Here is a 25,128-nt window from a genome sequence, read left to right as displayed (position 1 = left end):
CCTCTCCTTCATCATCTGCTGCTGTCCTTGCTGCGGAGCGTCCTGACGGGGGAGGGCTATTCGACGGTGATGTCCTCGTAGGTGATCGTCACCTGTTCCGTGGCGACGCCGGAGTTCGTCGCCCCGAGCTGGGGGCCTTCCCAGCGGGAGGCCCAGGCGTTGCTGAGGTGGATGCGCCGCACGGTCTGCTTCTTGGCGTCCTTGAGGGCGATGGTGATGTTCTGCCGGGCGCTGTCGAGGTCGGCGTCGACCAGTGTGGCCTTGATCCAGTCGGTGAACGCGGTGCTCTTGTCCATGCCGCGGGTGATCGTGATCTCGCCGGTGCGGCGGGCGCCCGGCTGTTTGCGCACGATCAGTTCCCCCGTGGCGGAGACCTGGCGGGTCTCGACCACGTCCTGCTCCAGGGTCAGCCCCGAGACGTCCTGGACGGTCTCGACCTGGAACTTGCCCAGTTCGATGGCGAAGGTGCTGCTGCTGAAAGTGTCACCGGTCAACACGTGCGTGGCCTCCTGGGTTCATCGTGTCCTCATGGTGCCGGGCCGGGCCGGGCCGGGCTGGACCTGGCTGGATCGGGCCGGGCCGGGCGGATCAGCCGGACTGGGCAGGACCGTCGGCGATCTGGGTGATGGTGAAGTGGACGAATTCGGCGGGGCGGACGGGTGCGATGCCGATGTCGCAGTGGACTTCGCCGTTGTCGATGGTGGTGGAGGTGTTGTTGGTGGTGTCGCAGATGACGTAGAAGGCTTCGTCGGGTGTGCGGCCTTGGAGGGCGCCTTGGCGCCATTGGTCGGTGAGGAAGCTGGTGACGGAGTGGCGGAGGGTGGCCCAGAGGCGGTCGTCGTTGGGTTCGAAGACGGCCCAGGTGGTGGATTGGCGGATGGAGTCGGAGAGGAAGGAGACGAGGCGGCGGACGTTGAGGTACTTCCAGTCGCGGCTGCTGGACCTCGTCCGTGCTCCCCACACCAGCAGCCCGCGGTCGGGGAAGACGCGCAGACAGTTCACACCCTTGTCATTGAGCTCGCCGTGACGGGCATCGGTCAGCAGCGTGGGCAACGTCAGTACGCCGCGGAGGTTCTGGTTGGCGGGGGCCTTGAAGACGCCGCGTTCGGCGTCGGTGCGGGCCCAGACGCCGGCGATGTGGCCGCAGGGTGGGACGGTGCGCGGGGTGCCGTCGACGCCTGGCACGTTGACCCACGGGTAGTAGAGCGTGGTGAACTCCGCGTCGGGCATGTTCGGCGGCGCCAGATGGGTGAGGAATCCGGGCACGTCGCCGGGCGTCGTGCCGGGCGGCGGTTCCAGCAGGGCGAGCCGGTTGCGCATGGTCGTGCAGTGGCCCACGACTTTGCTGATGAGGGCCGCGCCGGCCGCGGCATCCGCCCCCTTGGACCAGAGGTCCGGAACGGCGACCATGGTCACTTCCGGGACGGTCTTCAGCCCGGCGAGACCGGTGCGCTCAACAGGATCACCGTCGAGTTGCGCGGCGAGGTCCTGGGCGTGGTCGAGCCGGAGGACGTAGCAGGACGTCCCGCCGTTGGCGAAGAATCCGTAGACGGCTTCAGCGAGCTGGTAGGTCTTCGCCTGGTTGAGACGTTCCTTGAGGGCGGTCAGCTCCGCTTGGCGCTGATGGAGCGGCAGCAGCCGGGCCCCGGTCGAGTTCCATTGCTCGTACTCGGTGGGGTGGGCTCCGGAGACGGTCGTCGCGGTGGCTTCGGCCGCCTGCTCGTCCGCCGGTTCGACCGGCTGCCCCTGCCACTGGGCCGTACGGACGGCGACGAGCTTGTCGAATGCCTCGACGGGGACGGTCGGGGACGGATCCTTCGTTGCCGCCTCCCGGAGACCGGTCTCCAGAGGCTGGAGGAGTTCCGTGACCTCCTCGATGGCCTTGACCAGCCTCCTCAGCTCCTCCTCGACGGATTCCGCCGAGAGCGGTGGACGAAAGTGGAAGAGGTCGACGAACTCGGGCCAGCTCCTGACGAGGATCGGTGGGGAAGCCGCCTGGTCACCGGGTCCCCGGAAGGCGTACCCGAGGAAGGCAGGGGTGGACGTCCCCGCGCCGGTGATCGTCCTGACTCCGCTGGGCTGTTCCTTGACGAACACTCCGGGCGCTAAAGGGCCTGTAGACATGCGCTGTTTGCCCCTCTCATCGGGAAATGCGCGCCCTCAGCGAACCATTCGCGCGCGCGTGCGCGCTCGCGAACGAGTGAAGCTCAGCCGGATGACGTACGGAGGCCCCTCACCCACTTGGTGATCCCGACTACGCCGCTCCGGATGTGCGGTTGCACACTGGGTAACCGGGCGTCCGGCGTCGTGCCGGAGACGCCGGCGTTCTTGAGGAGACTCACCATGAACACCACGAACAAGAACACCCGCCACCACCGGAACTGGACACTCGAAGTCGTCCCGATCCCCGTCGCCGACATGGACCGGGCGAAGGAGTTCTACGTCGGCAAGGCCGGTTTCACGCTCGACCTCGACGACGAGGTGGCTCCCGGCATGCGCATCATCCAGATGACCCCGCCCGGCTCGCGGTGCTCGATCGCGATGCTTCAGGGGATGCCGGCGGCGCCGGGTACGAAGACGATGGCCCCGGGCACGCTGCAGGGTCTCCAGCTCTGCGTCACCGACATCGAGGCGGCCCGCGAGGAGCTGGTGGGCCGGGGCGTGGACGTCTCCCCGGTCCGCCACGTCGGTGAGACGGGCTGGGAGGACGGCAAGGGCGGCACCTGGAACTCGTTCATGACGTTCGAGGACCCGGACGGCAACGGCTGGGTGGTCCAGGAGGCCCCCTCGGAGCTCTCGGATCGCTGAGCCGCGGGCGGTTCGGGAATGCGGCGGAGCGTGTGTGAACGGGAATCCGGGGAACACGTCCTTTCGGAGGTTGATAACGATGGTTCCCCTTCTCCTTGTTCTGCTCCTCGCGCTGATCCTTTTCGGCGCCGGGTTTGCGGTGAAGGTGCTCTGGTGGGTCGCCGTAGTGGTTCTGGTGCTCTGGCTCCTCGGCTTCGTCATGCGTGCCCCGGGCCCCGGGGGCGGCGGCCGCGGCCGCTGGTACCGCTGGTGACCTGACATCACCCGAACGTCGGACCGTGAGCGCTCCGCTCACGGTCCTTCGGGCGATACGGCAGCGGTACGAAAACCGGGTGGTCGCCGAGCCTGCGGGGCGGGTACCGTCTGGTCTCCCGATCAGCCGTATCCAGAGAGTGATTCGCATGCCCAGCCGACCAGCGACGACGACCCTGTAGCGCCCCACCGGCCCCAAGGAGCTGGATCTGGTCCGGGACGCGGGCTGGCGTGCCTGGCCGCCCCGTCTTCCCGAGCAGCCGATCTTCTACCCGGTCCTCAACGAGGATTACGCGATCGCCATCGCCCGGGACTGGAACGTGAAACACGACGGTGCCGGTTTCGTCACCCGATTCGAGGTCGAGACCGAATTCCTGAGCCGCTATCCGGTCCGGCAGGCCGGAGGGCGGGCCATTCTCGAACTGTGGGTTCCGGCCGAGGAGCTCGAGGAATTCAACGCCCATATCGTCGGTGAGATCCAGGTGGTTCACGAGTTCCGCTGAGACACGGAGTTCCCCCGAAGCACGGCGGTCTGCTAGGAGCGTGTCTCAGTAACACAGAAGGGTGCGGCGCGGTGAGGCGCGGGTAGCGGCAGCGTCTGACCGGGCGGGATCGGTGTTCAGCTGACGGGAATGCCCATCTCGTCGGACAGGCCGAGGTGGTCCTGAAGCGTACGCCGGCCGATCTCGGTGAGAGCGACGGCGCGGCCGGTGCCGATCCGAGTGATCCAGCCGGAGTCGAAGGCGTGGCGGCACAGGGCGGCACCGACGGCACCGGCCAAGTGGGGGCGGCGTTCGGTCCAGTCCAGGCACGCGCGGACGGGCGGACGCCGTGTGGCGGGAGGTAGCGCGATGCCGAGACCGGCCAGCCAGGCGATCCCATTGCCGGTGAGCGTCAGCCCCTGCTCCCAGTCCAGCAGCCCCCGGTCGGCCATCGCCTCGGTGATCGCGACCCCGAGGGCGCCCGCGAGGTGGTCATAGCACGTGCGGGCGCGGGCCAGCGCCCGGCTCCGGTTGACGGCGGGCAGTGAACGGGGCGGATTGACGCGACGAGGCGCCATGGAGGCAAGGGTCTCGATCAGTTGGGCCGTCTCGGGATCGGCGAGGCGCACGTAGCGATGGCGCCCCTGACGCTCCTGGGCGAGCAGTCCTCCGCTGACCAGGAGGTTCAGGTGCTCGGTGGCCGTCGAGGCGGCCACCCCGGCATGGCGCGCCAACTCGGTCGCGGTCCATGCCCGGCCGTCCAGGAGGGCCAGGCAGAAGCTTGCGCGGGTGCCGTCCGCCAGGAGTCCGGCCAGAGCGGCGAGGTCCGGGCCCTCCAGGTGCGCGTCATGGTTTCTCATCGCCGTCCATCATCCACCAGCGATCCTTCGGTGAGGGCCGAAGTGTCTTCACCCTACGGTCGACTCCATGGACACCGCTACACGCAGCACCACGCCCGGCAACACGTCGGCCGCCCATGTGACCATCGAGCCGAGCATCCTGTACTTCGGCACGCCGGTCGTACTGCTCTCGACGGAGAACGAGAACGGCTCCTTCAACCTCGCGCCGATGTCCTCGGCCTGGGCACTCGGCCACGTCATCGTCCTCGGTCTGGGCCCCGGGGGACAGACCGCGCACAATCTCCGCACCCGACCCGATCTCGTTGTAAACCTCCCTGAGCCTGCCCAGTGGCCGACGGTGGAGCGGCTGGCGCCGCTGACCGGACGCACCCCGGTACCCGTGGACAAGCGCGACACCTTCCGTTTCGAGCCGGACAAGTTCGCCGCAGCCGGCCTGCGACCTGAACCCTCCGAGCTGGTCCGGCCGCCCAGGGCCGCCGAATGTCCTATCCAGCTGGAGGCCCGCGCAGCCCGGGTCCAACCCGACGCCTCCGGGGCGTTCCTCATCGTCGAAGCCCACGTGCTCAAGGTCCACGCCGATCCGCGTATCGTCGTCCCCGGCTCCCAGCACGTCGACCCGGCCACGTGGAGCCCGCTGATCTACAACTTCCGTCACTACTACGGATTGGGCCCTGAACTCGGCCACAGCTTCCGCTCCCAGACACCCCGGCAAGCCCACTGACCGATCTCGAAGCCGGTAAACGTAGGGGCAAGGGGGACTGAAGTAGGGTCGCAACCGGCAACCCGCCTCCGTTGTGTGATCATTCATGCGAAATGATCCCGGTATGCGTGATGGGGAGGGCCTGTTCGAGGCCGAGCCGGTCGAGAAGAAGCGGCCACAGGCGCGTGCGGCGGCGGTGGACAAGCGGTTCAGGGCGTTCGACCCGCACCAGGTCCTGCTGCTACCGCCGTCGCTGGACGACTGGCTGCCCGAAGACCACCTGGCCCGGTTCGTCGCCGACCTGGTCGATCAGTCTCTCGACCTCTCGCCGATCCTGGCCGGCTACACCGAAAAGCGCGGCTACCCGCCCTACCACCCGCGCCTGATGGTCCGCCTGCTGATCTACGGCTACGCCACCGGCGTCCGCACCTCCCGGGCGATCCAGCGCAAGTGCGTCGACGACGTCGCCTTCCGGTTCCTGGCCGCCGACCAGGCCCCCGGCTTCCGCTCGATCGCCCGGTTCCGCCGCCGCCACCTCGACGCCCTCGCCGACCTGTTCCTCCGGTCCCTGCACCTCGCGCAGAAACTCGGCATGGTCAAGATGGGCCGCGTCGCCTTGGACGGCACGAAACTGGAAGCCAACGCCTCCAAGCACAAGGCCATGAGCTACGGGCGGCTGGTCGACAAGGAGGAACGGATCGAGGCCGAGATCGCCGAGTTGGAGGCCAAGGCAAGGTCCCTGCTTGCCGACGCCGAGGCCACCGATACGGCCGAGGACGAGCACTTCGGCGTCGGCGGCAAGGACACCGACCTGCCCGCCGAACTGGACCGCCGCGAGAAGCGCCTCGCCAGGTTGCAGGCCGCCCGCGCTCAGATCGAGGCCGAGGCCGCCGACAAGGCCCGCCGCCATGCCGAGGACAAGGAACGCCGCCGCCAGGCACGTGCAGGCAGCAGCGACGAGCAGGCCGTCACCGACGCCGGCGAGAAGGCCGCCACGACGGCCCGCCCGAAGCCGAAGGCCCAGGCCAACTTCACCGACCCCGACTCGCGGATCATGAAGAACAGCGACGGCGCCTATATCCAGGCCTACAACGCCCAAGCCGTCGTCGACGAGCACCATCAGGTGATCACCGCCGCCGACGTGACGACCAACGCCTCCGACGCATTGAACTACACCCCAATGCTCGACCAGTCCCACCAGAACACCGGCATCCACCCCGAACAGGCCCTCGTCGACACCGGATACTGCTCCGAGACCAACCTCGAAGCCGCCAGGGGCCGCCGAGTGACCTGCGGCACCGACACGTTCATGGCCACTGGCCGGCTCGGGCACGACGAGCAGGTCCCGCCCGCACCCCGCGGATGCATCCCCAAGGACGCCACCCTCAAGGAGCGCATGGCCCGCAAGCTGCGGACCAATCCCGGTCGGAAGGCCTACAGCCGCCGCAAGGCCATCGTCGAACCCGTCTTCGGGCAGATCATGACCTGCCAGAACGGCCGCCGGCTCCTCCTGCGCGGCGAGGACGGCGCCCGAGGAGAGTGGCGTCTTCTGACCGCCTGCCACAACTTCCGGAAAATCTTCCGACACGTCGGAACCGCCGGACTCGCCGCCGCGATCGCCTGACCGGCCCGGACCACCGGCCCCTCGGGCCGCTTCCCGGACCGGCAGGACCCGGCCACCCCGGCAGCGTGCAGGTCGGGCAACAGCAACCGACCTCGGCACCACTATCACCCGGTCTTGCCGGTTACTGGGACACGCTCCTAGGGCACGGAGTTCCGCCCGCCGCCCACTTCGACCAGTCCCGTCTCGTACGCGGCGATCACCGCCTGAGCGCGGTCACGGACGCCGAGTTTCCCGAAGACGTTGGTGATGTGGTTCTTCACGGTGGACAGGCTGATGTCCATCGCCCCCGCGATCCCGGTGTTGTCGAGCCCCGTGGCCATCAGCCGCCACACCTCCAGTTCGCGCGGCGTGAGCTCGCCCGTGTGCGCGACCGGCGGCTCCGGGCGGTGCGGGGTCCTGACGTAGGTGGAGATGAGCCTGGTCAGCAGCCGGGGAGCGACAGCGGCCTCGCCCGTGTGCACCACCCGGACCGCCGCGACCAGCTCCTCCGGCGAGATGTCCTTGGGCAGGAACCCGTAGGCACCGGCCCGCAGTGCGGCCACCACGTACTCGTCCATGTCGAAGGTGCTGAGCGCCAGCACCCGGCAGCCGGGCAGTTCCCGTGCGAGCCGCCCGGTCGCGGCGACCCCGTCCAGTACGGGCATCCGGATGTCCATTACGACGACGTCGGGCCGCAGCCGGTGCGCGAGGTCCACTGCCTGCGCGCCGTCCCCCGCCTCGCCCACCACCTCGAAGGCCGGGTCGGGCGTGAGGATCAGCGCCAGCCCGCGCCGTACCAGCGGCTGGTCGTCCGCGATCAGCACTTTGATCGTCCGCCGCCCCACCGCGTCACTCATCACGTTCAAGTCCACGTCCACGTCCACGTTCCCGTCCCCGCCCACGTTCCCGTTCAGGCCCCCACCCACGCCCGCACTCGCACCCACCACCACGTTCGCCTTCGCATCGTTCGTCACCGCGCTCATCGCAGCACCCCCTCGCCGGTCGCCGGCAGCAGCTGTTCGTCGGTTTTCAGCGGCAACCGGGCCGAAACCCGGAACCCGCCCTCGTCCAGCGGACCGGCCTCCAGCGTCCCGCCGTGCAGGACGACCCGCTCCCGCATCCCGACCAGTCCGTAACCGGAACGCGCACCGGCCCCGGCCCCCCACCCGAAGCCCGCGTCCGTGCCGGCTCCCGCGCCGTCGTCCGACACTTCCACCGCCACCCCGCCCGGCTCGTAGGTCAGTCGTACGGACGCCTGCGCCCTGCCCGCGTGCTTGCGTGCGTTCGTCAGCGCCTCCTGCACGATCCGGAACACGGTCAGGCCCACGCTCGGCGGCAGCGGGCGCTCCTCGCCCCGCACGTCGAGTGCGGTCGGCAACCCGGCCCGGCAGGACTCGGAGACGACCCGCTCCAGGTCCCCGATCCCGGGCTGCGGGGCGGTCGGCGCCTCCTCAGGCTCCTCCCCGGCGCGCAGTACGTCCAGCAGTTGCCGCATCTCGCGCAGCGCGATCCGCCCGGAGGCCTCCAGGTCGACCAGTGCCTCTCCGGCCACCTCCGGGTCGTGGGCGAGGTTGGCCCGGGCGCCTCCGGCCATCAGCTGCATGGTGGTGATGTGGTGCGCCACGATGTCGTGCAGCTCGCGTGCGATGCGCCGACGTTCGTCGGCGACGGCCCGGTCGGCGAGGAGCCGGCGGTTGGCCTCGATGTCCCGCTGCCAGTGGGTCATGACGATCGCGGCGGTGACGACGATCGCTCCGGTGGCCACGTTGCCCACCACCTCCACGAGCCTCAGCCGTGGCCAGGACTCCAGTCCCACCAGCGGCAGCGTCACGGCCGCGAGCGTCGCCGGCGCGGCCACGGCCGGGCGCCGGGTCCGTACGACCGTGTAGAGCGCGACCACGATCGTGGCGTTGAAGTGCTGTGACACCGGCACGCTCAGGTTCAGCCCCAGGCCGAACAGCAGGACGGCCGCGAGCGTCAGCACCGGGGCCCGGCGCCGGGCCAGCAGCGGCAGCGCGGACACCACCATGAAGACGCAGCCGGCCGGCGGGACGTACCCCAGGTCGACCTGACTGGCGAGGGTGAAGCCGATCAGGTCCACGGCCGCGGCCCCGACGGCGACGAGCGCGTCGTTGCGCGTCCACGGCAGCGCGTCGCCGCCCGGCGCGGCCCGGAATCCTCCGGTGGATCCGGCGGGTCCGGTGGATCTGGTGGACCCGGTGGAATCTCTTGCGCCAGGGCGCGTCGTCGACATTACGGTCCTTCCCCCTCAGCCGCCCCCGCCTCCGACCACTTCCGGTGCGGCGCGGCTGTCATCCGATGATCCATTCTGGCACCGGCCGGCGGCCCGGCCCCGGGCCCCCGAGCCGATCCCCGACCAGGACCAGGGTCCTGGTCGGCGGTCGCCCCCGGCCCCCGCTCCCAGGCCGTATCTCGTCCCGCGCTCGTACGGGTCCTGCGTTTCGCGCTGATGAGCTGGACACCGGCCGGGACGACCCGGCGCACCACGCGCACCACCCACTGCCGGAGGACACTGTGATCCGCGCCCTGACCGGGCTCTCCACCCGCAATCCATGGAAGGTCATCGCCCTCTGGTCGGTGCTCGGCATCCTGCTGACCGTGCTCAGCCAGGCGTTGCTCTACCGCGTCACCCAGAGCCAGAGCGGCGACTTCCTGCCCGCGAAGTACGACTCGGCCGCCGCGCTCAAGGTCGCCGAGGAGCGGTTCGGGGTGAAGCCCGACGCCAACGCGGTGACCGTGCTCGTCGCCCGCACCGACGGCAAGCCCTTGACCGGCCCCGACCACCGCCGCGTGGGAGAGCTCGCCGAGCAACTCGGCCACCGGCGCGTCCGGATGCCCGAACCCAAGGAGGACGGGCCGCCCTCCTTCCTGGCCGAGGACCACTCCCAGACGCCCGGGGTCAGCTCCGCCATGATCGCGCCCGACCGCAGCTTCGAGCTGCTCTCGGTCCAGCTGACCGGCAACTCCACCGACCCCGGCATGCACGACCTCTACCGCGCCTTCCGCGACCGGGCGAGGGCCGACTTCGCCGAGGCCGGGATGCGTACGGGCTTCACCGGCGGCCTGGCCGACCTCGTCGACACCGCCGAAGCCGAGGAGACCACCCAGAAGGTCGTCGGCATCCTCATGGTCGGCCTGATCGTGCTGATCAACATTCTGGTGTTCCGCAGCGTGCTGGCGGCCTTCGTGCCCCTGCTCGCGGTCGTCATCGTGGGTGGCGCCGCGGCGGGCGCGGTGGTCGGCCTCGCGATGCTCACCGGCATCACGCTCGACCCCTCCACCCCGAGCATGATCAGCGTCGTGCTGATCGGCATAGGCGTCGATTACTTCCTCTTCCTCCTCTTCCGCTTCCGCGAACAGCTGCGGGCCCGCCCCGACCTGGCCCCGCGCGCCGTGTCGGCCGAGGTCAGCGCTCGCGTCGGCACCGCGATCACCTCCGCCGCCCTGACCATCGTGGCCGCCTTCGCTACCCTGGGCGTGGCGACCTTCGGGCAGTTCCGCGTCCTCGGCCCCGCCATCGCCGTGTCGGTGCTCGTCATGCTGCTGGCCAGCCTGACCCTGATGCCCGCGCTGCTCGCGGTCACCGGGCGCAAGATGTTCTGGCCCTCACGCTCCCTCAAGCACGAGCCCCGTCCCGGTGCGGCCGCGCGCGTCGGCGACCTGGTCGCCCGCCGGCCGTTCGCCGCCGTGCTGGCCTGCGTCGCCCTGCTCGGCGCCCTGGCGGCCGGACTGGCCGGCATCCGGATGGACTTCGGCCAGACCTCCGGAACCCACGACACCCCGGCAGCCGCCACCTCCGCCGAGATCTCCCGCGCCCTGCCCGCCGGAGTGTCCGACCCGGCCACCGTCTACGTGACGGCCAAGGACGGCCGCGCCCTCACCGCCGAGGCGCTCGGCTCCCTGCCCAAGGCCCTCGCCGGGGTCAAGGGCGTCGGCCAGGTCGGCAGGACCACCCTCAACGGCGACCGCACCGCCGCCCGCATGGACCTCTACCTCACCGCCGACACCCAGTCCCAGCAGGCCCGCGACCTCGTCTCGGGGCCCGTCCGCGCCACCGTCGCCGCGCACACGCCCGCCGGCCTGGAAGCCCACGTCGGCGGCACGGCCGCGATCTTCGCGGACATCTCCACCGCCGTCGACCACGACCTGAAGGTCGTGTTCCCGGTCGCCGCGGTGCTCATCGCCCTCATCCTGCTCGCCCTGCTGCGCAGCCTGCTCGCCCCGGCCGTCCTCATGATCGCCGTCGGCCTCGGCTTCGCGGCCACGCTCGGCGCCTCCGCGCTCTTCTTCCAGCACCTCCTCGGCAAGCCGGGCGTCAACTTCGTCCTGCCGCTGGTGCTGTTCCTCTTCGTCGTGGCCCTCGGCACCGACTACAACATCCTCATCAGCGACCGCATCCGCGAGGAGATGGAACGCCCCGGCCCGGCCCGCGCCGCCGTCGCCCGCGCGGTGCGCCACACCGCACCCGCCATCGCCACGGCGGGAATCGTCCTGGCCGCGTCCTTCGGCAGCCTCGCCGTCAACGCGGCCCCGTCCACGCAGCAGATCGGCTTCGCGACGGCGCTCGGCATCGTGCTCTCCGCCTTCGTCCTGTCCATCGTGCTGGTGCCCGCACTCGCCGCGATCCTCGGCCGGGGCATGTGGTGGCCGTTCCGCCCGGGGCGTGACGGGGGCCGCCACCAGGCGGGGCCCCAGGCCTCCCGGTCGCCCTACGAGGGCGCCTCCGCCCGCTGACCTGCTGACGGAACAACGACAACGGAACGACGACAACGGAACAGCAGAACGGGGGCCCGGTCGACCTCAGTCGAACGGGCCCCGTCTGCCGCTACGCCGCCTGAGCCTGCGCGGCCCGCCTGCGCGCCCGCCACTCCGGTGCCAGGACCGACCAGATTTCGATGTCGCGCCGCGTCCCCCGGTACAGGAAGCTCTCGCGCAACACGCCGTCCTTGGTCATCCCCAGCCGCCGGGCCACGGCGATGCTGGACTGATTGGCCGCCGCGACCTGCCACTCCACGCGGTGGATCCCCCGCTCCTCGACGGCCCAGTCGATGAGCACGCCGACGGCCCTGGTGATCAGCCCCTTGCCCACCGCCGACGGCTCCAGCCAGCAGCCCGCCTCGGCGGTGCCCTGCGCGACGTCCATGGTCCGGAAGAGGACGCCGCCGACCAGCTTGCCGTCGACGCGGATGCCGTGGATCCGCCCGCTGTCGGAGGCGGCCTTCTCCGCGTACGACTGCAGGAAGGCCCGGCTCGTCCCCAGGTCGGCGACCACGTCCGCCAGCGCGATGTGCTGCCCGATGAACTCCCGTCCCCGATCCATGTGGGCCAGGAACTCCTCGGCCTGCCACGGTTCGAGCGGGCCCAGCTCGGCGCCGTCGTCGCCCAGGGATATCGCGTACATCGTTGCCCTCCACGGTCGTTACCAGCACACACGGCGAAGTGATCTTCGCATGCAGGGTGCGGACAGGCGACGGCTAGGCATGCTAGGTTTTTTCCTAGAGGTCCTAGGAAAGGGGTCCGCATGGTGCGAGCAGGGCTGACCGTGGCCAGGCTGACGGACGCAGCCGCGGTGATGGCGGACGAGGCCGGGCTGGAGAATGTCACCGTCTCCGCCCTCGCACGGCACTTCGGCGTCAAGGACGCCAGCCTGTACTCGCACGTGAAGAACCTGCGGGAACTGCGCGTGCGGATCGCCCTGCTGGGGTCCGCGGAGATGACCGAGCGCATCGCCGCCGCCGTCGCGGGCCGGGCCGGCAAGGACGCGCTCATCGCCTTCGCCGACGCCTACCGGTCCTACGCGCTCGCGCACCCCGGCCGGTACGCCGCCACGCAGATGCAGCTCGCACCGGAAGAGGTCGCGGACTCCATCGGGTTCCGGCGCAGCGTCGAGCTGACCTACGGCATGCTGCGCGGCTACGGCCTGACCGAGCCCGACCTGACCGACGCCGGCCGGCTGCTGCGCAGCACCTTCCACGGCTACATCCACCTGGAGCTCAGCGGCGGCTTCGGCCACTCCCGCCCCGTGCAGGAGTCCTGGTCGCGTGGGCTGGAAGCCCTCCATGTGCTCCTGGAGCAGTGGCCTTCCGGTCCCTCCGACGAATCTTCAGAGCTTCCGGAATCGAACGGGGAGTAAGTAAATGAACGGCAACCCGAGCCCCACCACCGGCACGCTCGCCGTGCCCGGCGCCACCCTGTACTACGAGACGCGCGGCAGCGGCCCGCTCCTGCTGCTCATCTCCGGCGGCGCGGGAGACGCCGGGATGTACGCGGGCATGTTCCCGGCGCTGGCAGCCGAGTACACCGTCGTGACCTACGACCCGCGCGCCCTCTCCCGCAGCACCCTCGACGGCCCGCTCACCGACCAGCAGGTCCAGGTGTGGAGCGACGACGCGCGGCGCCTGCTCGACCACCTCGCACCCGGCGGGGAAGAAGTCAGCGTGATGGGCTGCAGCTCCGGCGCCATCGTCGCGCTCGACCTGCTCGCCCGCCACCCCGAACGGCTGCGCCGCGTGGTCGCGCACGAGCCGCCGCTCGTGGAGCTCCTCCCCGACCCCGCCCCGTACCGGGCGCTCTTCGCCGAGGTCCGCGACACCTACCGGGCGGAGGGCCTCGGCCCGGCGATGGCCCGGTTCAGCGAAGGGATCGGGGAGCCGGTGACGGCGGAGGAGGCGGAGCAGTCGACAGAACTGCCGCCCGAGGTCCAGGAGATGGCACCCCGGATGCACGCCAACTTCCCGGTCTTCCTGGAGCGCATGCTGTGCCCCTTCTCCTCGTCCGTCCCGGACCTGGAGGCGCTGCGCCCGGTCGCGCACAAGCTGGTCCCGGCGGCGGGGCGGTCGTCGCGCACGCAGGAGCCCTTCTACGGGCCGGCCGCCCGGCTAGCGGAGCTCTTCGGCATCCCGCTGGTGGAGTTCCCCGGCGGGCACCTCGGAGGCGTGGACCGCGCGAAGGAGTTCGGCGAGCAGCTGCGCAAGACGCTCGCCTGAAGTCTTGCAACCGGCGGCCGTCCTCCTGTGGCCATCCTTCCTATGGCCGCCCTTCTCCGTCCGGCGCCTCCGCGGGCCCGAGGAACCACCGGCACGCCACCTCGGCGACCTCCTCCAGCGTTCCCGGTTCCTCGAAAAGATGGGTGGCCGCCGGTACGACGTGTACCTGGTGGGGCGCGTGGAGCTGCGCGGCGGCCGTGCGGTTCATCTGCAGCACGTCGTAGTCCCGGCCGCCCACGATCAGCAGGACGGGCGCCCGGACCCGGCCGAGCGCGTCATCGGCGAGGTCGGGGCGGCCGCCGCGCGAGACGACCGACACCACGCGGTCCGGTCGCCGGGCGGCCGCGGTGAGCGCCGCCGCCGCGCCCGTGCTGGCCCCGAACAGATGTACTGCCAGGTCGGCGGTTCTCGGGTCCTGGCCGAGCCAGTCGATCGCTGCGGCCAGGCGCTCGCTCAGCAGGGCGATGTCGAAACGATGCTGGGCCGTGACCGCGTCCACCTGCTCCTCCCGTTCGCTCAGGAGGTCCATCAGCAACGTGGCCAGGCCGGCCTCCTGCAGCGTCGCGGCGACCGCCCGGTTGCGCGGGCTCATCCGGGAACTGCCGCTGCCGTGGGCGAACAGCACCACCGCCCGGGCGGAACCGGGCACGGCGAGGTCACCGACGAGTGCCGGCCCGTCGGTGGGAATCAGAACCTCCGCGGAGATCATGCAGCCACCTTCTCCCGGGTACGGCGGCTGTCCGGGCGCGCCACGCCGGAACGGGACGCCGGCCGTACGGAGGGATGTCAGCCGTACTGGTCGAAGAGCGCCTGCTGAGCATGCCTCCGGCGGCGCGGTAGTGAACCGCCACTTCCATGCCGGCCTGTACGCCGTGCAGGAGGGCCGTCGCGGTGGAGCAGTGGGCCACGTCCAGGTCGGCGGGTCCCCAAGACATCTCCACCCAGTCCACGACGCCGCCGATCGCCAGACCGGCGCCGTGCCCGGTGAAGAGCACGTTGCGGGGGTGGAAGTCGCGGTGCAGGAAGCGCGACCGGTGGGCGGGGGCCGGGCGGCAGACGCTCGTCCAGCCCGTACGCTCCCGGGCAGCAGGCACGGCGACGGACCGGCGGAAACGGACTCCGACTCCCCGCGGCCCGTGGTCAGTTCGTCCGCGTCCGGCGCGCCGGAGAGGCGGGCGCCCCCCGGCTCCGGCGCGGTGACCGTCCCGCCCGTTTCCCCTGACCAGTCGGCTCGTTGGGCTGAACGAGTGAGTGCGCAGGCCGGGTCTCTGCCCGGTCCGTTGCGGCAACTCCCGTCCAGGGCAGCCGACAAGGGGAAGGGACCCCGTGATCCAGGTATCCGTCGAGGATGTGGAAATCGCCCCAGGGCACGTCTTCGAATGGGCGGTGGTCTCTTCGAAAATGGTCGGCTCCGCCGGGTCGCCCCAGCCGGGCGCGGCCACGACGTACAACCAGGCGAAACATTTCGCCGTCGCCCAGGACGCGCACAGAGCGAACGACACCGTCTGCGCCTACGTCGCCGGGACCTTCGACCTTCCCGGGCCCGTGGACCGCGACGCGCTCGGCTCCGCCATGCTGCACTTCGTGCGGCGCCACGAGGTGCTGCGCTGCAGCTTCCAGCAGCTCGTCGGCGAGGTGTCCTGCGACGTCCTCGGGCCGGACGACGTGGAGCTCAAGGAGCACGACATGGGGTTCGTCGGCTCCGCCGAGGGCGTACGGGAGCATCTGCACCGAACGTTTCAGGAGGTCGACCCGCTGTCCTGGCCGCTGATCCGCATGGGCGCCGTGGTCAGGGACGACTCCGCCACGGTCTGGTTCGCCTGCGACCACCTCGTGACCGACGGCCTGTCCACGCCGATCGCCGTGCACGACATCGCCGCGGCCTACGAGGCGTTCGCGAACGGCCGCACCCCCGACCTCCCGGAGACCGGCAGCTACGTCGACTTCAGCCGCGAGCAGCGCCGCCGGAACCTCTCCCTGGACGCCGATGACGCCCGGCTGGACCACTGGAAGACGTTCATGGCGGGCGGCGACAGCTTCTTCCCGCGGTTCCCCCTGGACCTCGGCGCGGAGCCGGGCCGCATGTACCCCGCGGTCAACGAGACCGACAAGCTGCTCGCGGCCGACGAGATCGAGAAGCTGGAGGCCACGTGCCGCGCCGTCGGCGGCAGGCTCTTCATGGGGCTCCTGGCCGCCGTCGGCGTGTCCCTCAGGAAGGAGGGCGGCCCCGACGTCTACCGGGGCATCATGCCGGTCAGCGAACGCGGCCGGGGCCCTTACGCGCACACCATGGGCTGGTTCATCAACACCATGCCCATCGCCTTCTCCGTCGCCGAGGACCAGGACTTCGCGGCCGTCATGGCCAACGTGCGCGCCGCGTCCGCAGAGATGCGGCAGCACGCCGACGTGCCCTTCGTGAAGGCGTGGCAGCTGCTGGCCCCGGTGGAGTACACGAAGATCCGCTACTGGCCGTACGCCGTGAACTTCTTCTCCTACCTCGACTTCCGGCGGTCGCCCGGGGCCCGGCACCATGTGCCCCGTCAGGCGAGGAAGCACGTCTGGCTGTCGCGCACCAACGGCTTCTGCTTCTGGCTCCACCGCACCGACACGGGCCTGTACATGAACTCGATCTACGTCGGCACGCCGGAGGCCCGGCGTACGGTGTCCGGCCTGCGGCGGACCCTCACCCGCACGCTGGAGGACATGACCGGCTCGGGGGAGTTCTGAGCTGAGCTGCAGGGGCCGAAGGCGCAGAGGCCGCGGAAGGTACTGAACGTGCTAAAAGTGCTGAAGGTGCCGAAGTTGTCGAAGGGGCAGAGCAGCATGCAGCGAGCCCGTTTCCCCCGCCGCCGAGGCGCTCTGGCCGCCGTGCTCCTGGCGCTGTCGTCCACCGTCACCGCGGCCGCCGCAGCACCGGGGGCCACCGGCGCGCCGGAGCACCCGGTCGTCGCGACCGACCACGGCCTCGTACGGGGCAGGGCGCACGACGGCTTCCTCACGTACGAGGGCATCCCCTTCGCGGCGCCGCCCACCGGCGGGCTGCGCTGGCGGCCTCCGCAGCCCGCTCGCCCCTGGCGCGGTGTCCGGGAGGCGGGTGAGCCCGGACCCCAGTGCCTGCAGCCGCCGGTGCTGGGCGGCGGGCCGCCCACCGGCTCGGAGGACTGCCTGCACCTCAACGTCACCACGCCCACAGGCCCCGGACCCGTCCGTGGGCGGCCCGTCATGGTGTGGCTGCACGGCGGCGGCTTCACCTTCGGCACCGGCAGCACCTACCACCCCGAGCGGCTGGCCGTACGGGGCGGCGCCGTCGTCGTCACCGTCAACTACCGGCTGGGAATGCTCGGGTTCTTCGGCCACCCTGAACTGAAGAATGCTCCCCCGTTCGGCCTGGCCGACCAGCAGGCCGCCCTGCGCTGGGTCCGGGCCAACGCGGCCCGCTTCGGCGGGGACCCGGACAACGTGACCTTGTTCGGTGTGTCGGCCGGCGGGCTCAGCACCTGCGCTCAGCTGGTCTCGCCGACCGCCGCCGGCCTCTTCGGCAAGGCCGTCCTGCAGAGCGGCTCCTGCATGACGGCGTACCCGCCCGGCGCCCTCATCCCGGGCCTCCCCGCCTACCGTCCCTTCGTCTCCCAGCGCAGCCTCCGCGACGAGGGCGCGGCCGCAGCCGCCCGGCTCGGGTGCCCGCAGGGCGGTGCGGGCGCGGGCGCGCTGCACTGCTTGCGGGGCCTGAGCGCCGACAAGCTCGTCACGCCCGAGCTGACCGCGGTCTTCAACAGACCGGCCTACGGCAACCCCCTCCTGCCCACGGAGCCGGCGCGCGCCCTGGAAGCCGGCCGCTTCCACCGGGTGCCGGTGATGCAGGGCGCCAACCGCGACGAGATGCGCATGTTCCTCGGCTTCACCCTCGGCCAGTACCCCCTCCGCGACGCCCGGGACTACCGGGCCCGCCTGCGGAACTCCTTCGGCGGCGCGGCCGGGGCCGTCGAAGCGGAATACCCGCTCTCCGCGTACCCCACGCCCGCCCTCGCCTGGGCCGCGGTGACCACCGACAACGCGTGGGCGTGCACCACACTGCACGCCGACAGGGCCCTCGCCCGGCGCGTCCCCACGTACGCCTACGAGTTCGCCGACCGGACCGCCCCCGTCCTGGAGGGCCTCCCCGACGTGCCGGGCTTTCCCTACGGCGCCGCGCACGGCTTCGAGCTCCCCTACCTCTTCGTCTCCCCGCTCACGAAACAGCCCCTCACCGACCGGCAGCGCGCCTTGGCGAACCGCATGGCCGACTACTGGACGCGCTTCGCACACACCGGCGACCCGAACCACCCCGGCGCTCCCGTCTGGCCCGTGTTCCGCACCCGGACGCCGCTCGCCCAGTCCCTGGCACCAGGCCGACACGGCGTGGCCCCCTTCGACGTGGGACAGGCGCACCACTGCTCCTTCTGGGACCGCCACCGCGGCTGAGCCGGGGCCGTACGGCCGGAGGCCGATCCGGTCGTGTGGCTGCACCACTTTCTGCCGCCGGGCAGCTAGATTCGCATCCGTGATCGTCGACTGTGCCCACTACCGTGACGGCCGGCGGCAGCACGAGGGCGCGATGCCGCTGGAGCAGGCGGCCGCGCGCTGTGCGCAGGGCGGGTTCGTCTGGCTGGGGATGTTCGAGCCGGGGCCCGCGGAGCTGGCGAGGGTGCGCGAGTGCTTCGGGCTGCACGAGCTCGCCGTCGAGGACGCCCGGGCGTTCCACCTGCGGCCGAAGGCCGAGCAGTACGAGGACGGCACCGAGCTCATCATCCTGCGCACGGCGCGCTACGACGACGAGCGCGAGGAGGTCGACACCGGCGAGATCAGCATCTTCCTCGCCGAACACTTCGTGATCACCGTGCGCCAGGGCATCGCCAGCGAGCTGAGCGGAGCCCGCAGCCGGCTGGAACGCCGCCCCGAACTGCTCCGGGCGGGAAGCGTCTCCACGCTGTGGGCGATCCTCGACCAGGTCGTGGACGGCTACGCGCCCGTCGTCGCGGAACTGGAGCGCGACATCGAGCAGATCGAGGCCACGGTCTTCTCGGGGGCGGTCGCTCCGACCGAACGGATCTACTCCCTGCGCCGCGAAGCCACCGACTTCTACCGCGCGGTGCACCCGCTGCTCGCCGTCGTGACCCGCCGTCTCCAATCGGGCAAGGCGCCGGCCGGGCTCCTGCCGTACTTCCGCGACGTGCACGACCACCTGCTGCTCGTCAACGAGGAGGTCGCCGCCCAGCGCGACCTGCTGGCCACCGTCCTCGAGGCGAACATCGCGGTGATCTCCGTGGAGCAGAACAAGATCAACCTTCGGCAGAGTGCCACGATGGAGCGGCTGACGATCCTGGCGTCGGTATTCCTCCCGCTGTCGTTCGTGGTCGGCTTCTTCGGGCAGAACTTCGACTGGCTGGTCACGCACATCAGCAGCTTCACGGCCTTCCTCGTCATCACCGTCTGCGGACTGCTGCTGCCCTGCCTGCTGCTGTATGTCTGGCTGCGCCGGCGCCACAGCCATCCCGCCCCTCCGGTCCCGGAGGTGAGCGACGTCCACCCGCGTGCGGGGGCGCGGTGAACCGGCCGCGCCCCCGCCGGGCCGGGCCCGGTCTCAGCCGACCCCGACCGTCAGCGGAGCGAGCCTCGCCGCCAGCCGGTCCGGCAGCTCCAGCAGCCGGACGCCTTCCTGCTCGTCGGGGTCCGTCCGCGCGACGAGGCACACCATGTCTTCGTCACTGCTGTTGACCGGCATGTGCGGGGTGTCGGCGGGGATGTGGAAGTAGTCGCCCGCGTGCAGCACCACGTGCTCGGCCAGGCCCTCGCCGTGCCACACCTCGACCTGACCCGACTGGATGAAGATGGCCGATTCATGGCCCTCGTGCAGGTGCGGGCGCCCCCGGGTGCCGGCGGGCATCACCAGCCGGTGCAGGCACAGCGCCTTCGCGCCGGCCGACTGGGCGCTGATCCCCGCCCCGAACAAGCCGCCCTGAATACCTTCGTACTGCCCGGTGCGGACCACCGTGCACTGCTTGTGATCTTCCATGCGCGCAGTACAACAAGCCCGCCTGCAGCCTGCGATCAGTTCGAGCCAGACGGGCGGCGGCCGGGGACCGGGGAAGAAGGCCCGTTGTCAGTGGGTGCGGCCATAGTCGGCGGCATGACCGCACCCCATGCTCACGACAGCACCGTCGAACGCTTCGCCATGAGCGAGGCGGCGTGTGTCACGGCGGTGGCCGGTGCCGATGAGGCCGATGTGATCCGCTGCTTCGGAGGCGACCCCGCTGAGGCCCGGGCTGCCCGTACGTTCGCCGACCTCGGTGGCGTGGAAACCGGCAGCGGCCGCCTGCAGTGCATCGTCGTGTCGCGGACCGGGTCGACCGTAGTGGTCTGGGAGGACAACGGGTTCGAGGGAACCCGGGAGGAGGTGCTCCGGCCGTTGTCCGGGCTGGGCCGCGCGGCAAGTGCCTTCTGGAACGTCAATGCGCATTCGAGACTGAGCCTCGCCGAGGACGGGCTGGTCCAGTCCTCGCTCGACATGCTGTTCCCCGATGACCGCGGCGGTGCCCGCCCGGAGGCATGGGATCGCTATCTGCACGGCCTCGACTTCGACTCCCCGGCCGGGTCCACCTGGGCGGTCGGGATGATCGCCGTGGCCCGGGCGACGGGCGCGCGGCTGGACACGGCATGGGAGACGGGGCCTCAGCGGATCGTGCCGATCAGGCCGGTGAAGGAAGCCGTCCTGCACCAGTGCGACGAGGATTCGTCTCTCCTCGCCGAGCCGCCCTTCGACCACTACATGGCTGATCTCGGCCCGCACCACCTGCCGCACATGCGGCAGTACGCCTTCGAACTCGCTCTGCAGCACACCGGCCTGGACCGGGACCCGCTTGCCCTGTCCGCACTCGCGGGCGGGGACGGAACAGCGGCCGGCCGCGAGGAGCTTCGTACCCGGCTTGCCGCGGCGCAGTCGGCGGACCGGGAGCAGGCGTTCGCGCTGATGCGCGACGAGCCGGACGACTTCGACGAGGACGAGCCGATACCCGCGTGGACCCTGCCCTCCCATGTCTTCCACATCCGGTCCGCCATGTGGTGGGCGCTGGAAGAGCGGCTCGCCGCCGGAGACCGGGCGCCGGGGGACTCCACATACCGCCCCGAGTACCGCCCCGACCCGGAGAGCCTGCTGACGTATGCCGTGCGGGGGCCCGGCGGCAGTGCGGAGCGCTACTGGTTGCTGACGTCCTTGATGAGGGCGGCCGCGCGAGGGTAGGGCGACCGGGTCCCTGCTGGTGTCACAGGCTGGTGCCCGTGCTGGAGCTGGTGCCGGTGTCGCTGCCGGGCTCGGACGCCGCAGGCTGCTCGCGCGGGGCCGCGCCCCGGCGGGCGGCGACGACGTCGAAGAGGCTCCAGCCGTCGAGCTCCTCCACCGGAGGGTCGTCGGGACGCCATCCCCGGCCCAGCGCCTCGTCCAGCAGCGCCCTGACGGTCCCCGGCTCGTTGAGGTTCAGCGTCCTGCCGTCGGTGGTGCCGACCGCCCCGGACGGCATGTAGCGGCCGTCCGGAACGAGCCTGCCGGGGCCTGTTGCGAAGGAGACGCGGAGACGTCCCCTCGCTTTGAACAGACGGACGACGAGGGTCTCGCAGCAGCCCTCGTACCGGCCGCCGCCCAGCACGTGGTGGGTGTGGCCGATCGACCACATATAGGTCGCCCCGCCGACCACGAGACGCCGTGCGGTCTTTCCCCTGCGAGCCATCCGCAGATGGTAGCCGCGCCCGCGTGTCCGCGCGTTCGAGCCTGTTCGGTTCCGGTCGGGTATCAACCTGAGAATGAGCTGTGACAGTCATCAGGCAGGATGACCTTCCGTGATCGACTATCAGCACCAGCAACACCCGAATCAGCACCCGCAGTCTCCGCCCCACCCGTACGCTCCCCACCCCCAGCAGCCGCACCCGTACCAGCACCAGCCGAACCAGCACCAGCCGAACCAGCACCAACCGAATCAGCAGCACCACCCGCACCCCTACGCGTACCCGCCTCAATACCCGACCCCGACCCCGCAGCCGGAGGTTCCCGAGGAGATCGGGGATGAGCGCCGCATGCTCGCCGCGGCGGTCGACGGCACCATCACGGTCGTCGGCGGTCTCGGCCTCGCCCAGCAGCTCGCGGGCGACAAGAGCGTCGGCGTCTTCTGGGCCTACGTGGCCGGGTGCGTGCTCGGGGTGTCCTTCGTCCACCACGTGCTGGGGGCCGTGGTGTTCCGTGCGACGGTGGGCAAGTTCCTGCTGGTGTCCCGCGTGGTGCGCGACGCCGACGCCGGGCGGCCGCGCTTCTGGCAGGCCGTGGGCCGCTGGCTCCTCGGCCTGACCTGGCTCCCGATGCAGCCTGTGCGGAGCCTGATCGGCGCGGAGGGCGATCCGTACGAGGACGCCTGCGGCCTGCGCTACGTACGCAGCAGGGACCTGCGCTGATCAAGGCCCCGGGCACCGCGCGGGACCGGGCGGCGGCGACGGTCAGTCGTCCTGGTCATTCCGGTCGTCATGGTCATCGCGGTCATCACGGTCGTTGCCGGGCGCGTCGACGGTGTTGGCCGTGACCTTGCCGGACGCGGCGTCGACGGTGACGTCGTGCTCGGTGCCCTTGCCGTCGATGATCTCGACGTCCCAGGTGGTCCGGCCGTGGTCGTCGTCGAGCTCGGCGGAGACGACGGTGCCGGAGACGCTCTTGAGCGCGGCGTCGGCGGCCTGCTTGACGTCGACCTTCGCGCTCTTGACGAGGGCGCGGTGCTCGCGCTCGTCCGACCCGATGGAGGACACGGCCGGCGTGTCGCCGCCGTCCTCCGTGAGGGAGGCGGCCGTCGCAGCGCCCGCGCCGCCGAGGAGGGCGGTTGCGGCCAGTGCGGCGGCGACGATGCGGCGGCGGCCGGTCAGTACGCGCTTGAGCTGCGGCTTCATAAGGACAGTCCCTTCGGCTTCGAGGACCCGGCCCCGGTGGCGGGGCCGGTCGTCGTCGCGGTTTTCGTTGCGGTTGTCGTGCAGTCCTCACGGTGCCCGGGCCTTCCTGAACGCCCGCTGAAGGAACCTGAAACTCTTTTCAGGTTCGCTCTGCGACGCTGAAGGCATGCGACTGCTGATCGTGGAGGACGAGAAACGGCTGGCCACCACCCTTGCCCGTGGTCTGGAGGCCGAGGGCTTCGCCGTCGATGTCGCCCACAACGGCCCGGACGGCCTGCACCGGGCCCGCGAGAGCGCGTACGACCTGATCGTCCTGGACATCATGCTGCCCGGCATGAACGGCTACCGGGTCTGCTCCACTCTGCGGGCGGCCGGGGACGACACCCCGATCCTCATGCTGACCGCCAAGGACGGGGAGTACGACGAAGCCGAGGGCCTCGACACCGGCGCCGACGACTACCTCACCAAGCCGTTCTCCTACGTGGTGCTCGTCGCCCGCATCCGCGCCCTGCTGCGCCGCCGTACCCGCGCCGGCACCCCGGTGCTGCGCCTCGGTGACCTGACGGTGGACCCGGATGCAAAGCAGGTGTGGCGCGGGGATACGGAAGTCCCGCTCACAGCACGGGAGTTCGCGGTCCTCGAACAGCTGGCGCTGCGGGCCGGACAGGTGGTCTCCAAGGCCGTGATCCTCGAGCACGTGTGGGACTTCGCCTACGACGGCGACCCGAACATCGTCGAGGTCTACATCCGCACGCTGCGTCGCAAGCTCGACATCCCCTTCGGGCGTCGCTCGATCACCACGGTACGGGGAGCGGGCTACCGGCTCGCCACCGACGGCGGCACCCGTGTTTAGGCCGTTCGCCTCCGTACGGGCACGCACCACCCTCGGTGCCACGGCCGTGGTCGCCCTGGCCCTGGTGGCGGCGGGGATCACCGTCATCAGCGTGCTGCGCGGGGACCTGATGGACCGCGTGTCCCTGCAGTCCGAGGTGCGAGCCCGTGCGGTGGCCGGCTCCCAGGCGGCCCTCAGCGGCCGCTTCACCGAGGTCTCCCTCCCCGACGACGAGGACCATCTCGTCCAGATCGTCGACAGCGCCGGAAGGGTGCTCGCCGCCAGTGAGCCCCTGCACGGGCGAGCCCCACTGACCACCTACGATCCCGCGCCTGTTCCTGCCCCCACGGCGAAGTCCCCGGAACGCGATGACAACGACCGCGACGACGGTGACGACGGTGACGACGGTGACGACAACGAAAAGACACCGCCCCGGGGGCAGGTCTCCACCAGCGCCGACCACAAAACCGTCGCCGTCAACACCGACACCGACAGCGACGAGCCGGGCGAGAAGCACGACTACCGCTTCGCGTCCGTCCACGCCACCACCTACGACGGCCGCACCTACACCGTCTACGCCGCCACCCCGCTGGGGGACGAACAGGAGACCGTCACCTCCGTCACCCGGGCCATGCTCATCGGCCTGCCCCTGCTCCTCCTCGTGATCGCCGCCGTCACCTGGCTGGTCACCCGCCGTGCCCTGCACCCCGTCGAGGCCATCCGCGCACGGATGGCGGAGATCACCACCAGCCAGGACCTCAGCCGCCGCGTACCCGAACCCGCCTCGCGCGACGAAGTGGCCCGCCTGGCCGCGACCACCAACCAGACCCTGGCCGCGCTGGAGACCTCCGTAGAACGGCAACGCCGCTTCGTCGCCGACGCCTCCCACGAGCTGCGCAACCCCATCGCCAGCCTCCGTGCCCAGCTGGAAGTGGCCCACGCCCACCCCGAACTGCTGGAAACCGAGGGGCTGCTCGAGGAAGTGACGCGTCTGCAGACCTTGGCCGCCGACCTGCTCCTGCTTGCTCGCCTCGACGCCGGGGAAAGCGCCGAAGGCGCTGAAGGCGCCGAGAGGGGCGCCGTGGACCTCGCCCGCCTGGTACGGGCCGAGCTGGTCCAGCGCGCGGCAACCGACCGGATCACCCCCGATGTGCAGATCACGGGGGATTGCCACGGTGTCAGCGGCAACGACTCCCAGCTCACCCGAGTGCTGGCCAACCTGCTCGACAACGCCCAGCGCCACGCCACCTCCTGCGTGTCCGTGGCCCTGAGCCGGGAGGACGACCTGGTCGTGCTGACCGTCGGCGACGACGGCGCGGGCGTGCCCCCGGCCGAGCGGGACCGCATCTTCGAACGGTTCGTCCGTCTCGACGACGCCCGCAGCCGCGACGAGGGCGGCGCCGGACTGGGCCTGGCCATCGTCCGCGACGTCGTGCAGCGTCACGGCGGACGGATTTCCGTACGCCGGGCGCCGGAAGGCGGCGCGCTCTTCGAGGTGAGGCTTCCCCTGGTAAACGCCGGCCCGTGCACTGCCCCTTGAGCTGCGGAACCCCCTGGCGATCTCTGGTAAATGCCTTGCCGCTAAATGCCTTGCCGCCGACCGGCCCGGAAGACATAGGTTGATGC

25 protein-coding genes and 1 pseudogene are annotated in these 25,128 nt (G+C 70.9%); 15 read left to right on the top strand and 11 right to left on the bottom strand.

The window, feature by feature from the left end; all coding sequences use genetic code 11:
• Positions 1–56: 56 nt before the first annotated feature.
• Positions 57–497, bottom strand: a complete 441-nt coding sequence (locus tag V7793_RS06950) for a phage tail protein (RefSeq protein WP_335582023.1) — start codon at positions 495–497, stop codon at positions 57–59.
• Positions 498–588: 91 nt separating this feature from the next.
• Positions 589–2,124 carry a phage tail sheath family protein gene (locus V7793_RS06945; protein WP_335582022.1) on the bottom strand — a complete coding sequence of 512 codons (1,536 nt, stop codon included), beginning with the start codon at positions 2,122–2,124 and terminating at the stop codon, positions 589–591.
• A 219-nt stretch (positions 2,125–2,343) separates the two neighbouring features.
• Between V7793_RS06945 and V7793_RS06940 the strand changes: the two genes are divergently transcribed.
• The 3 genes from V7793_RS06940 (at position 2,344) to V7793_RS06930 (ending at position 3,563) form a co-directional block, all read left to right on the top strand.
• Complete coding sequence (locus tag V7793_RS06940) at positions 2,344–2,808, top strand: VOC family protein (protein WP_335582021.1); 465 nt, start codon at positions 2,344–2,346, stop codon at positions 2,806–2,808.
• A gap of 79 nt (positions 2,809–2,887) precedes the next feature.
• Positions 2,888–3,061 (top strand): hydrophobic protein, encoded by a 174-nt coding sequence (locus V7793_RS06935; RefSeq protein WP_335582020.1) that lies wholly within the window; start codon positions 2,888–2,890, stop codon positions 3,059–3,061.
• A gap of 202 nt (positions 3,062–3,263) precedes the next feature.
• Entirely contained in the window at positions 3,264–3,563 is a 300-nt protein-coding gene (locus V7793_RS06930; protein WP_335582032.1) for a hypothetical protein, read from the top strand.
• Positions 3,564–3,679: 116 nt separating this feature from the next.
• Here V7793_RS06930 and V7793_RS06925 read toward each other — a convergent pair whose 3' ends face one another.
• A complete protein-coding gene (locus V7793_RS06925) occupies positions 3,680–4,402 on the bottom strand; it encodes an ArsR/SmtB family transcription factor (protein WP_335582019.1) in 723 nt (240 codons plus the stop codon).
• Between the two features lie 67 nt (positions 4,403–4,469).
• On the opposite strand from V7793_RS06925, the gene V7793_RS06920 reads away from it, so the two are divergent.
• On the top strand, positions 4,470–5,123 hold the full coding sequence (locus tag V7793_RS06920) for a flavin reductase family protein (protein ID WP_335582018.1): 654 nt from the start codon (positions 4,470–4,472) through the stop codon (positions 5,121–5,123).
• 175 nt (positions 5,124–5,298) lie between these two features.
• On the top strand, positions 5,299–6,726 hold the full coding sequence (locus V7793_RS06915) for an IS1182 family transposase (protein ID WP_443057858.1): 1,428 nt from the start codon (positions 5,299–5,301) through the stop codon (positions 6,724–6,726).
• 137 nt (positions 6,727–6,863) lie between these two features.
• On the opposite strand, the gene V7793_RS06910 is transcribed toward V7793_RS06915, so the two are convergent.
• On the bottom strand, positions 6,864–7,562 hold the full coding sequence (locus V7793_RS06910) for a response regulator transcription factor (RefSeq protein ID WP_335582030.1): 699 nt from the start codon (positions 7,560–7,562) through the stop codon (positions 6,864–6,866).
• Between the two features lie 122 nt (positions 7,563–7,684).
• Positions 7,685–8,959, bottom strand: coding sequence for a sensor histidine kinase (locus V7793_RS06905; protein ID WP_335582017.1), 1,275 nt, complete (start codon positions 8,957–8,959; stop codon positions 7,685–7,687).
• Between the two features lie 281 nt (positions 8,960–9,240).
• On the opposite strand from V7793_RS06905, the gene V7793_RS06900 reads away from it, so the two are divergent.
• Positions 9,241–11,460, top strand: coding sequence for an MMPL family transporter (locus V7793_RS06900; protein ID WP_335582016.1), 2,220 nt, complete (start codon positions 9,241–9,243; stop codon positions 11,458–11,460).
• Positions 11,461–11,551: 91 nt separating this feature from the next.
• Here V7793_RS06900 and V7793_RS06895 read toward each other — a convergent pair whose 3' ends face one another.
• Positions 11,552–12,127 (bottom strand): GNAT family N-acetyltransferase, encoded by a 576-nt coding sequence (locus V7793_RS06895; RefSeq protein WP_335582015.1) that lies wholly within the window; start codon positions 12,125–12,127, stop codon positions 11,552–11,554.
• 120 nt (positions 12,128–12,247) lie between these two features.
• On the opposite strand from V7793_RS06895, the gene V7793_RS06890 reads away from it, so the two are divergent.
• Both V7793_RS06890 and V7793_RS06885 read left to right on the top strand, forming a co-directional pair.
• The gene (locus tag V7793_RS06890; protein ID WP_335582014.1) at positions 12,248–12,859 is read left to right on the top strand and encodes a TetR/AcrR family transcriptional regulator; all 612 of its coding nucleotides are present in this window, start codon (positions 12,248–12,250) and stop codon (positions 12,857–12,859) included.
• 4 nt (positions 12,860–12,863) lie between these two features.
• Complete coding sequence (locus tag V7793_RS06885; protein ID WP_335582013.1) at positions 12,864–13,712, top strand: alpha/beta fold hydrolase; 849 nt, start codon at positions 12,864–12,866, stop codon at positions 13,710–13,712.
• A gap of 40 nt (positions 13,713–13,752) precedes the next feature.
• Here V7793_RS06885 and V7793_RS06880 read toward each other — a convergent pair whose 3' ends face one another.
• Complete coding sequence (locus V7793_RS06880; protein ID WP_335582012.1) at positions 13,753–14,421, bottom strand: dienelactone hydrolase family protein; 669 nt, start codon at positions 14,419–14,421, stop codon at positions 13,753–13,755.
• A 103-nt stretch (positions 14,422–14,524) separates the two neighbouring features.
• Positions 14,525–14,764, bottom strand: a pseudogene (locus V7793_RS06875) (phosphotransferase); the annotation flags it as partial.
• Between the two features lie 274 nt (positions 14,765–15,038).
• Between V7793_RS06875 and V7793_RS06870 the strand changes: the two are divergent.
• The 3 genes from V7793_RS06870 to V7793_RS06860 all read left to right on the top strand — a co-directional run bounded on the left by V7793_RS06870 (position 15,039) and on the right by V7793_RS06860 (position 19,299).
• Positions 15,039–16,439 carry a condensation domain-containing protein gene (locus V7793_RS06870; RefSeq protein ID WP_335582011.1) on the top strand — a complete coding sequence of 467 codons (1,401 nt, stop codon included), beginning with the start codon at positions 15,039–15,041 and terminating at the stop codon, positions 16,437–16,439.
• Positions 16,440–16,535: 96 nt separating this feature from the next.
• On the top strand, positions 16,536–18,173 hold the full coding sequence (locus tag V7793_RS06865) for a carboxylesterase/lipase family protein (protein WP_335582010.1): 1,638 nt from the start codon (positions 16,536–16,538) through the stop codon (positions 18,171–18,173).
• 79 nt (positions 18,174–18,252) lie between these two features.
• Positions 18,253–19,299 (top strand): magnesium and cobalt transport protein CorA, encoded by a 1,047-nt coding sequence (locus V7793_RS06860; protein WP_335582009.1) that lies wholly within the window; start codon positions 18,253–18,255, stop codon positions 19,297–19,299.
• Between the two features lie 33 nt (positions 19,300–19,332).
• On the opposite strand, the gene V7793_RS06855 is transcribed toward V7793_RS06860, so the two are convergent.
• The gene (locus tag V7793_RS06855; protein ID WP_335582008.1) at positions 19,333–19,764 is read right to left on the bottom strand and encodes a cupin domain-containing protein; all 432 of its coding nucleotides are present in this window, start codon (positions 19,762–19,764) and stop codon (positions 19,333–19,335) included.
• A 114-nt stretch (positions 19,765–19,878) separates the two neighbouring features.
• Between V7793_RS06855 and V7793_RS06850 the strand changes: the two genes are divergently transcribed.
• Complete coding sequence (locus V7793_RS06850; protein ID WP_335582007.1) at positions 19,879–20,988, top strand: DUF6461 domain-containing protein; 1,110 nt, start codon at positions 19,879–19,881, stop codon at positions 20,986–20,988.
• Positions 20,989–21,010: 22 nt separating this feature from the next.
• Here V7793_RS06850 and V7793_RS06845 read toward each other — a convergent pair whose 3' ends face one another.
• On the bottom strand, positions 21,011–21,472 hold the full coding sequence (locus V7793_RS06845; protein WP_335582006.1) for a hypothetical protein: 462 nt from the start codon (positions 21,470–21,472) through the stop codon (positions 21,011–21,013).
• A 109-nt stretch (positions 21,473–21,581) separates the two neighbouring features.
• On the opposite strand from V7793_RS06845, the gene V7793_RS06840 reads away from it, so the two are divergent.
• The gene (locus V7793_RS06840; RefSeq protein ID WP_335582005.1) at positions 21,582–22,187 is read left to right on the top strand and encodes an RDD family protein; all 606 of its coding nucleotides are present in this window, start codon (positions 21,582–21,584) and stop codon (positions 22,185–22,187) included.
• 42 nt (positions 22,188–22,229) lie between these two features.
• On the opposite strand, the gene V7793_RS06835 is transcribed toward V7793_RS06840, so the two are convergent.
• Positions 22,230–22,670 (bottom strand): PepSY domain-containing protein, encoded by a 441-nt coding sequence (locus tag V7793_RS06835; RefSeq protein WP_335582004.1) that lies wholly within the window; start codon positions 22,668–22,670, stop codon positions 22,230–22,232.
• 166 nt (positions 22,671–22,836) lie between these two features.
• On the opposite strand from V7793_RS06835, the gene V7793_RS06830 reads away from it, so the two are divergent.
• A complete protein-coding gene (locus V7793_RS06830; protein ID WP_335582003.1) occupies positions 22,837–23,523 on the top strand; it encodes a response regulator transcription factor in 687 nt (228 codons plus the stop codon).
• Entirely contained in the window at positions 23,516–25,042 is a 1,527-nt protein-coding gene (locus tag V7793_RS06825) for a sensor histidine kinase (RefSeq protein ID WP_335582002.1), read from the top strand. The genes V7793_RS06830 and V7793_RS06825 overlap by 8 nt, the downstream gene beginning before the upstream one ends.
• Positions 25,043–25,128 lie beyond the last annotated feature (86 nt).

The organism is Streptomyces sp. KLMMK (assembly GCF_036961605.1).
Classification (GTDB): Bacteria; Actinomycetota; Actinomycetes; order Streptomycetales; family Streptomycetaceae; genus Streptomyces; species Streptomyces telluris.
The sequence above is the reverse complement of the archived record's forward strand: the minus strand, read 5'-3'. Positions and strand labels throughout refer to the sequence as shown.

Coding starts and splice junctions, on each gene's coding strand:
- V7793_RS06945 (WP_335582022.1), bottom strand. CDS start 2,124: ATGTCTACAGGCCCTTTAGCGCCCGGAGTGTTCGTCAAGGAACAGCCC.
- V7793_RS06940 (WP_335582021.1), top strand. CDS start 2,344: ATGAACACCACGAACAAGAACACCCGCCACCACCGGAACTGGACACTC.
- V7793_RS06935 (WP_335582020.1), top strand. CDS start 2,888: ATGGTTCCCCTTCTCCTTGTTCTGCTCCTCGCGCTGATCCTTTTCGGC.
- V7793_RS06925 (WP_335582019.1), bottom strand. CDS start 4,402: ATGAGAAACCATGACGCGCACCTGGAGGGCCCGGACCTCGCCGCTCTG.
- V7793_RS06920 (WP_335582018.1), top strand. CDS start 4,470: ATGGACACCGCTACACGCAGCACCACGCCCGGCAACACGTCGGCCGCC.
- V7793_RS06910 (WP_335582030.1), bottom strand. CDS start 7,562: ATGAGTGACGCGGTGGGGCGGCGGACGATCAAAGTGCTGATCGCGGAC.
- V7793_RS06905 (WP_335582017.1), bottom strand. CDS start 8,959: ATGTCGACGACGCGCCCTGGCGCAAGAGATTCCACCGGGTCCACCAGA.
- V7793_RS06895 (WP_335582015.1), bottom strand. CDS start 12,127: ATGTACGCGATATCCCTGGGCGACGACGGCGCCGAGCTGGGCCCGCTC.
- V7793_RS06890 (WP_335582014.1), top strand. CDS start 12,248: ATGGTGCGAGCAGGGCTGACCGTGGCCAGGCTGACGGACGCAGCCGCG.
- V7793_RS06885 (WP_335582013.1), top strand. CDS start 12,864: ATGAACGGCAACCCGAGCCCCACCACCGGCACGCTCGCCGTGCCCGGC.
- V7793_RS06880 (WP_335582012.1), bottom strand. CDS start 14,421: ATGATCTCCGCGGAGGTTCTGATTCCCACCGACGGGCCGGCACTCGTC.
- V7793_RS06865 (WP_335582010.1), top strand. CDS start 16,536: ATGCAGCGAGCCCGTTTCCCCCGCCGCCGAGGCGCTCTGGCCGCCGTG.
- V7793_RS06855 (WP_335582008.1), bottom strand. CDS start 19,764: ATGGAAGATCACAAGCAGTGCACGGTGGTCCGCACCGGGCAGTACGAA.
- V7793_RS06850 (WP_335582007.1), top strand. CDS start 19,879: ATGACCGCACCCCATGCTCACGACAGCACCGTCGAACGCTTCGCCATG.
- V7793_RS06845 (WP_335582006.1), bottom strand. CDS start 21,472: ATGGCTCGCAGGGGAAAGACCGCACGGCGTCTCGTGGTCGGCGGGGCG.
- V7793_RS06835 (WP_335582004.1), bottom strand. CDS start 22,670: ATGAAGCCGCAGCTCAAGCGCGTACTGACCGGCCGCCGCCGCATCGTC.
- V7793_RS06830 (WP_335582003.1), top strand. CDS start 22,837: ATGCGACTGCTGATCGTGGAGGACGAGAAACGGCTGGCCACCACCCTT.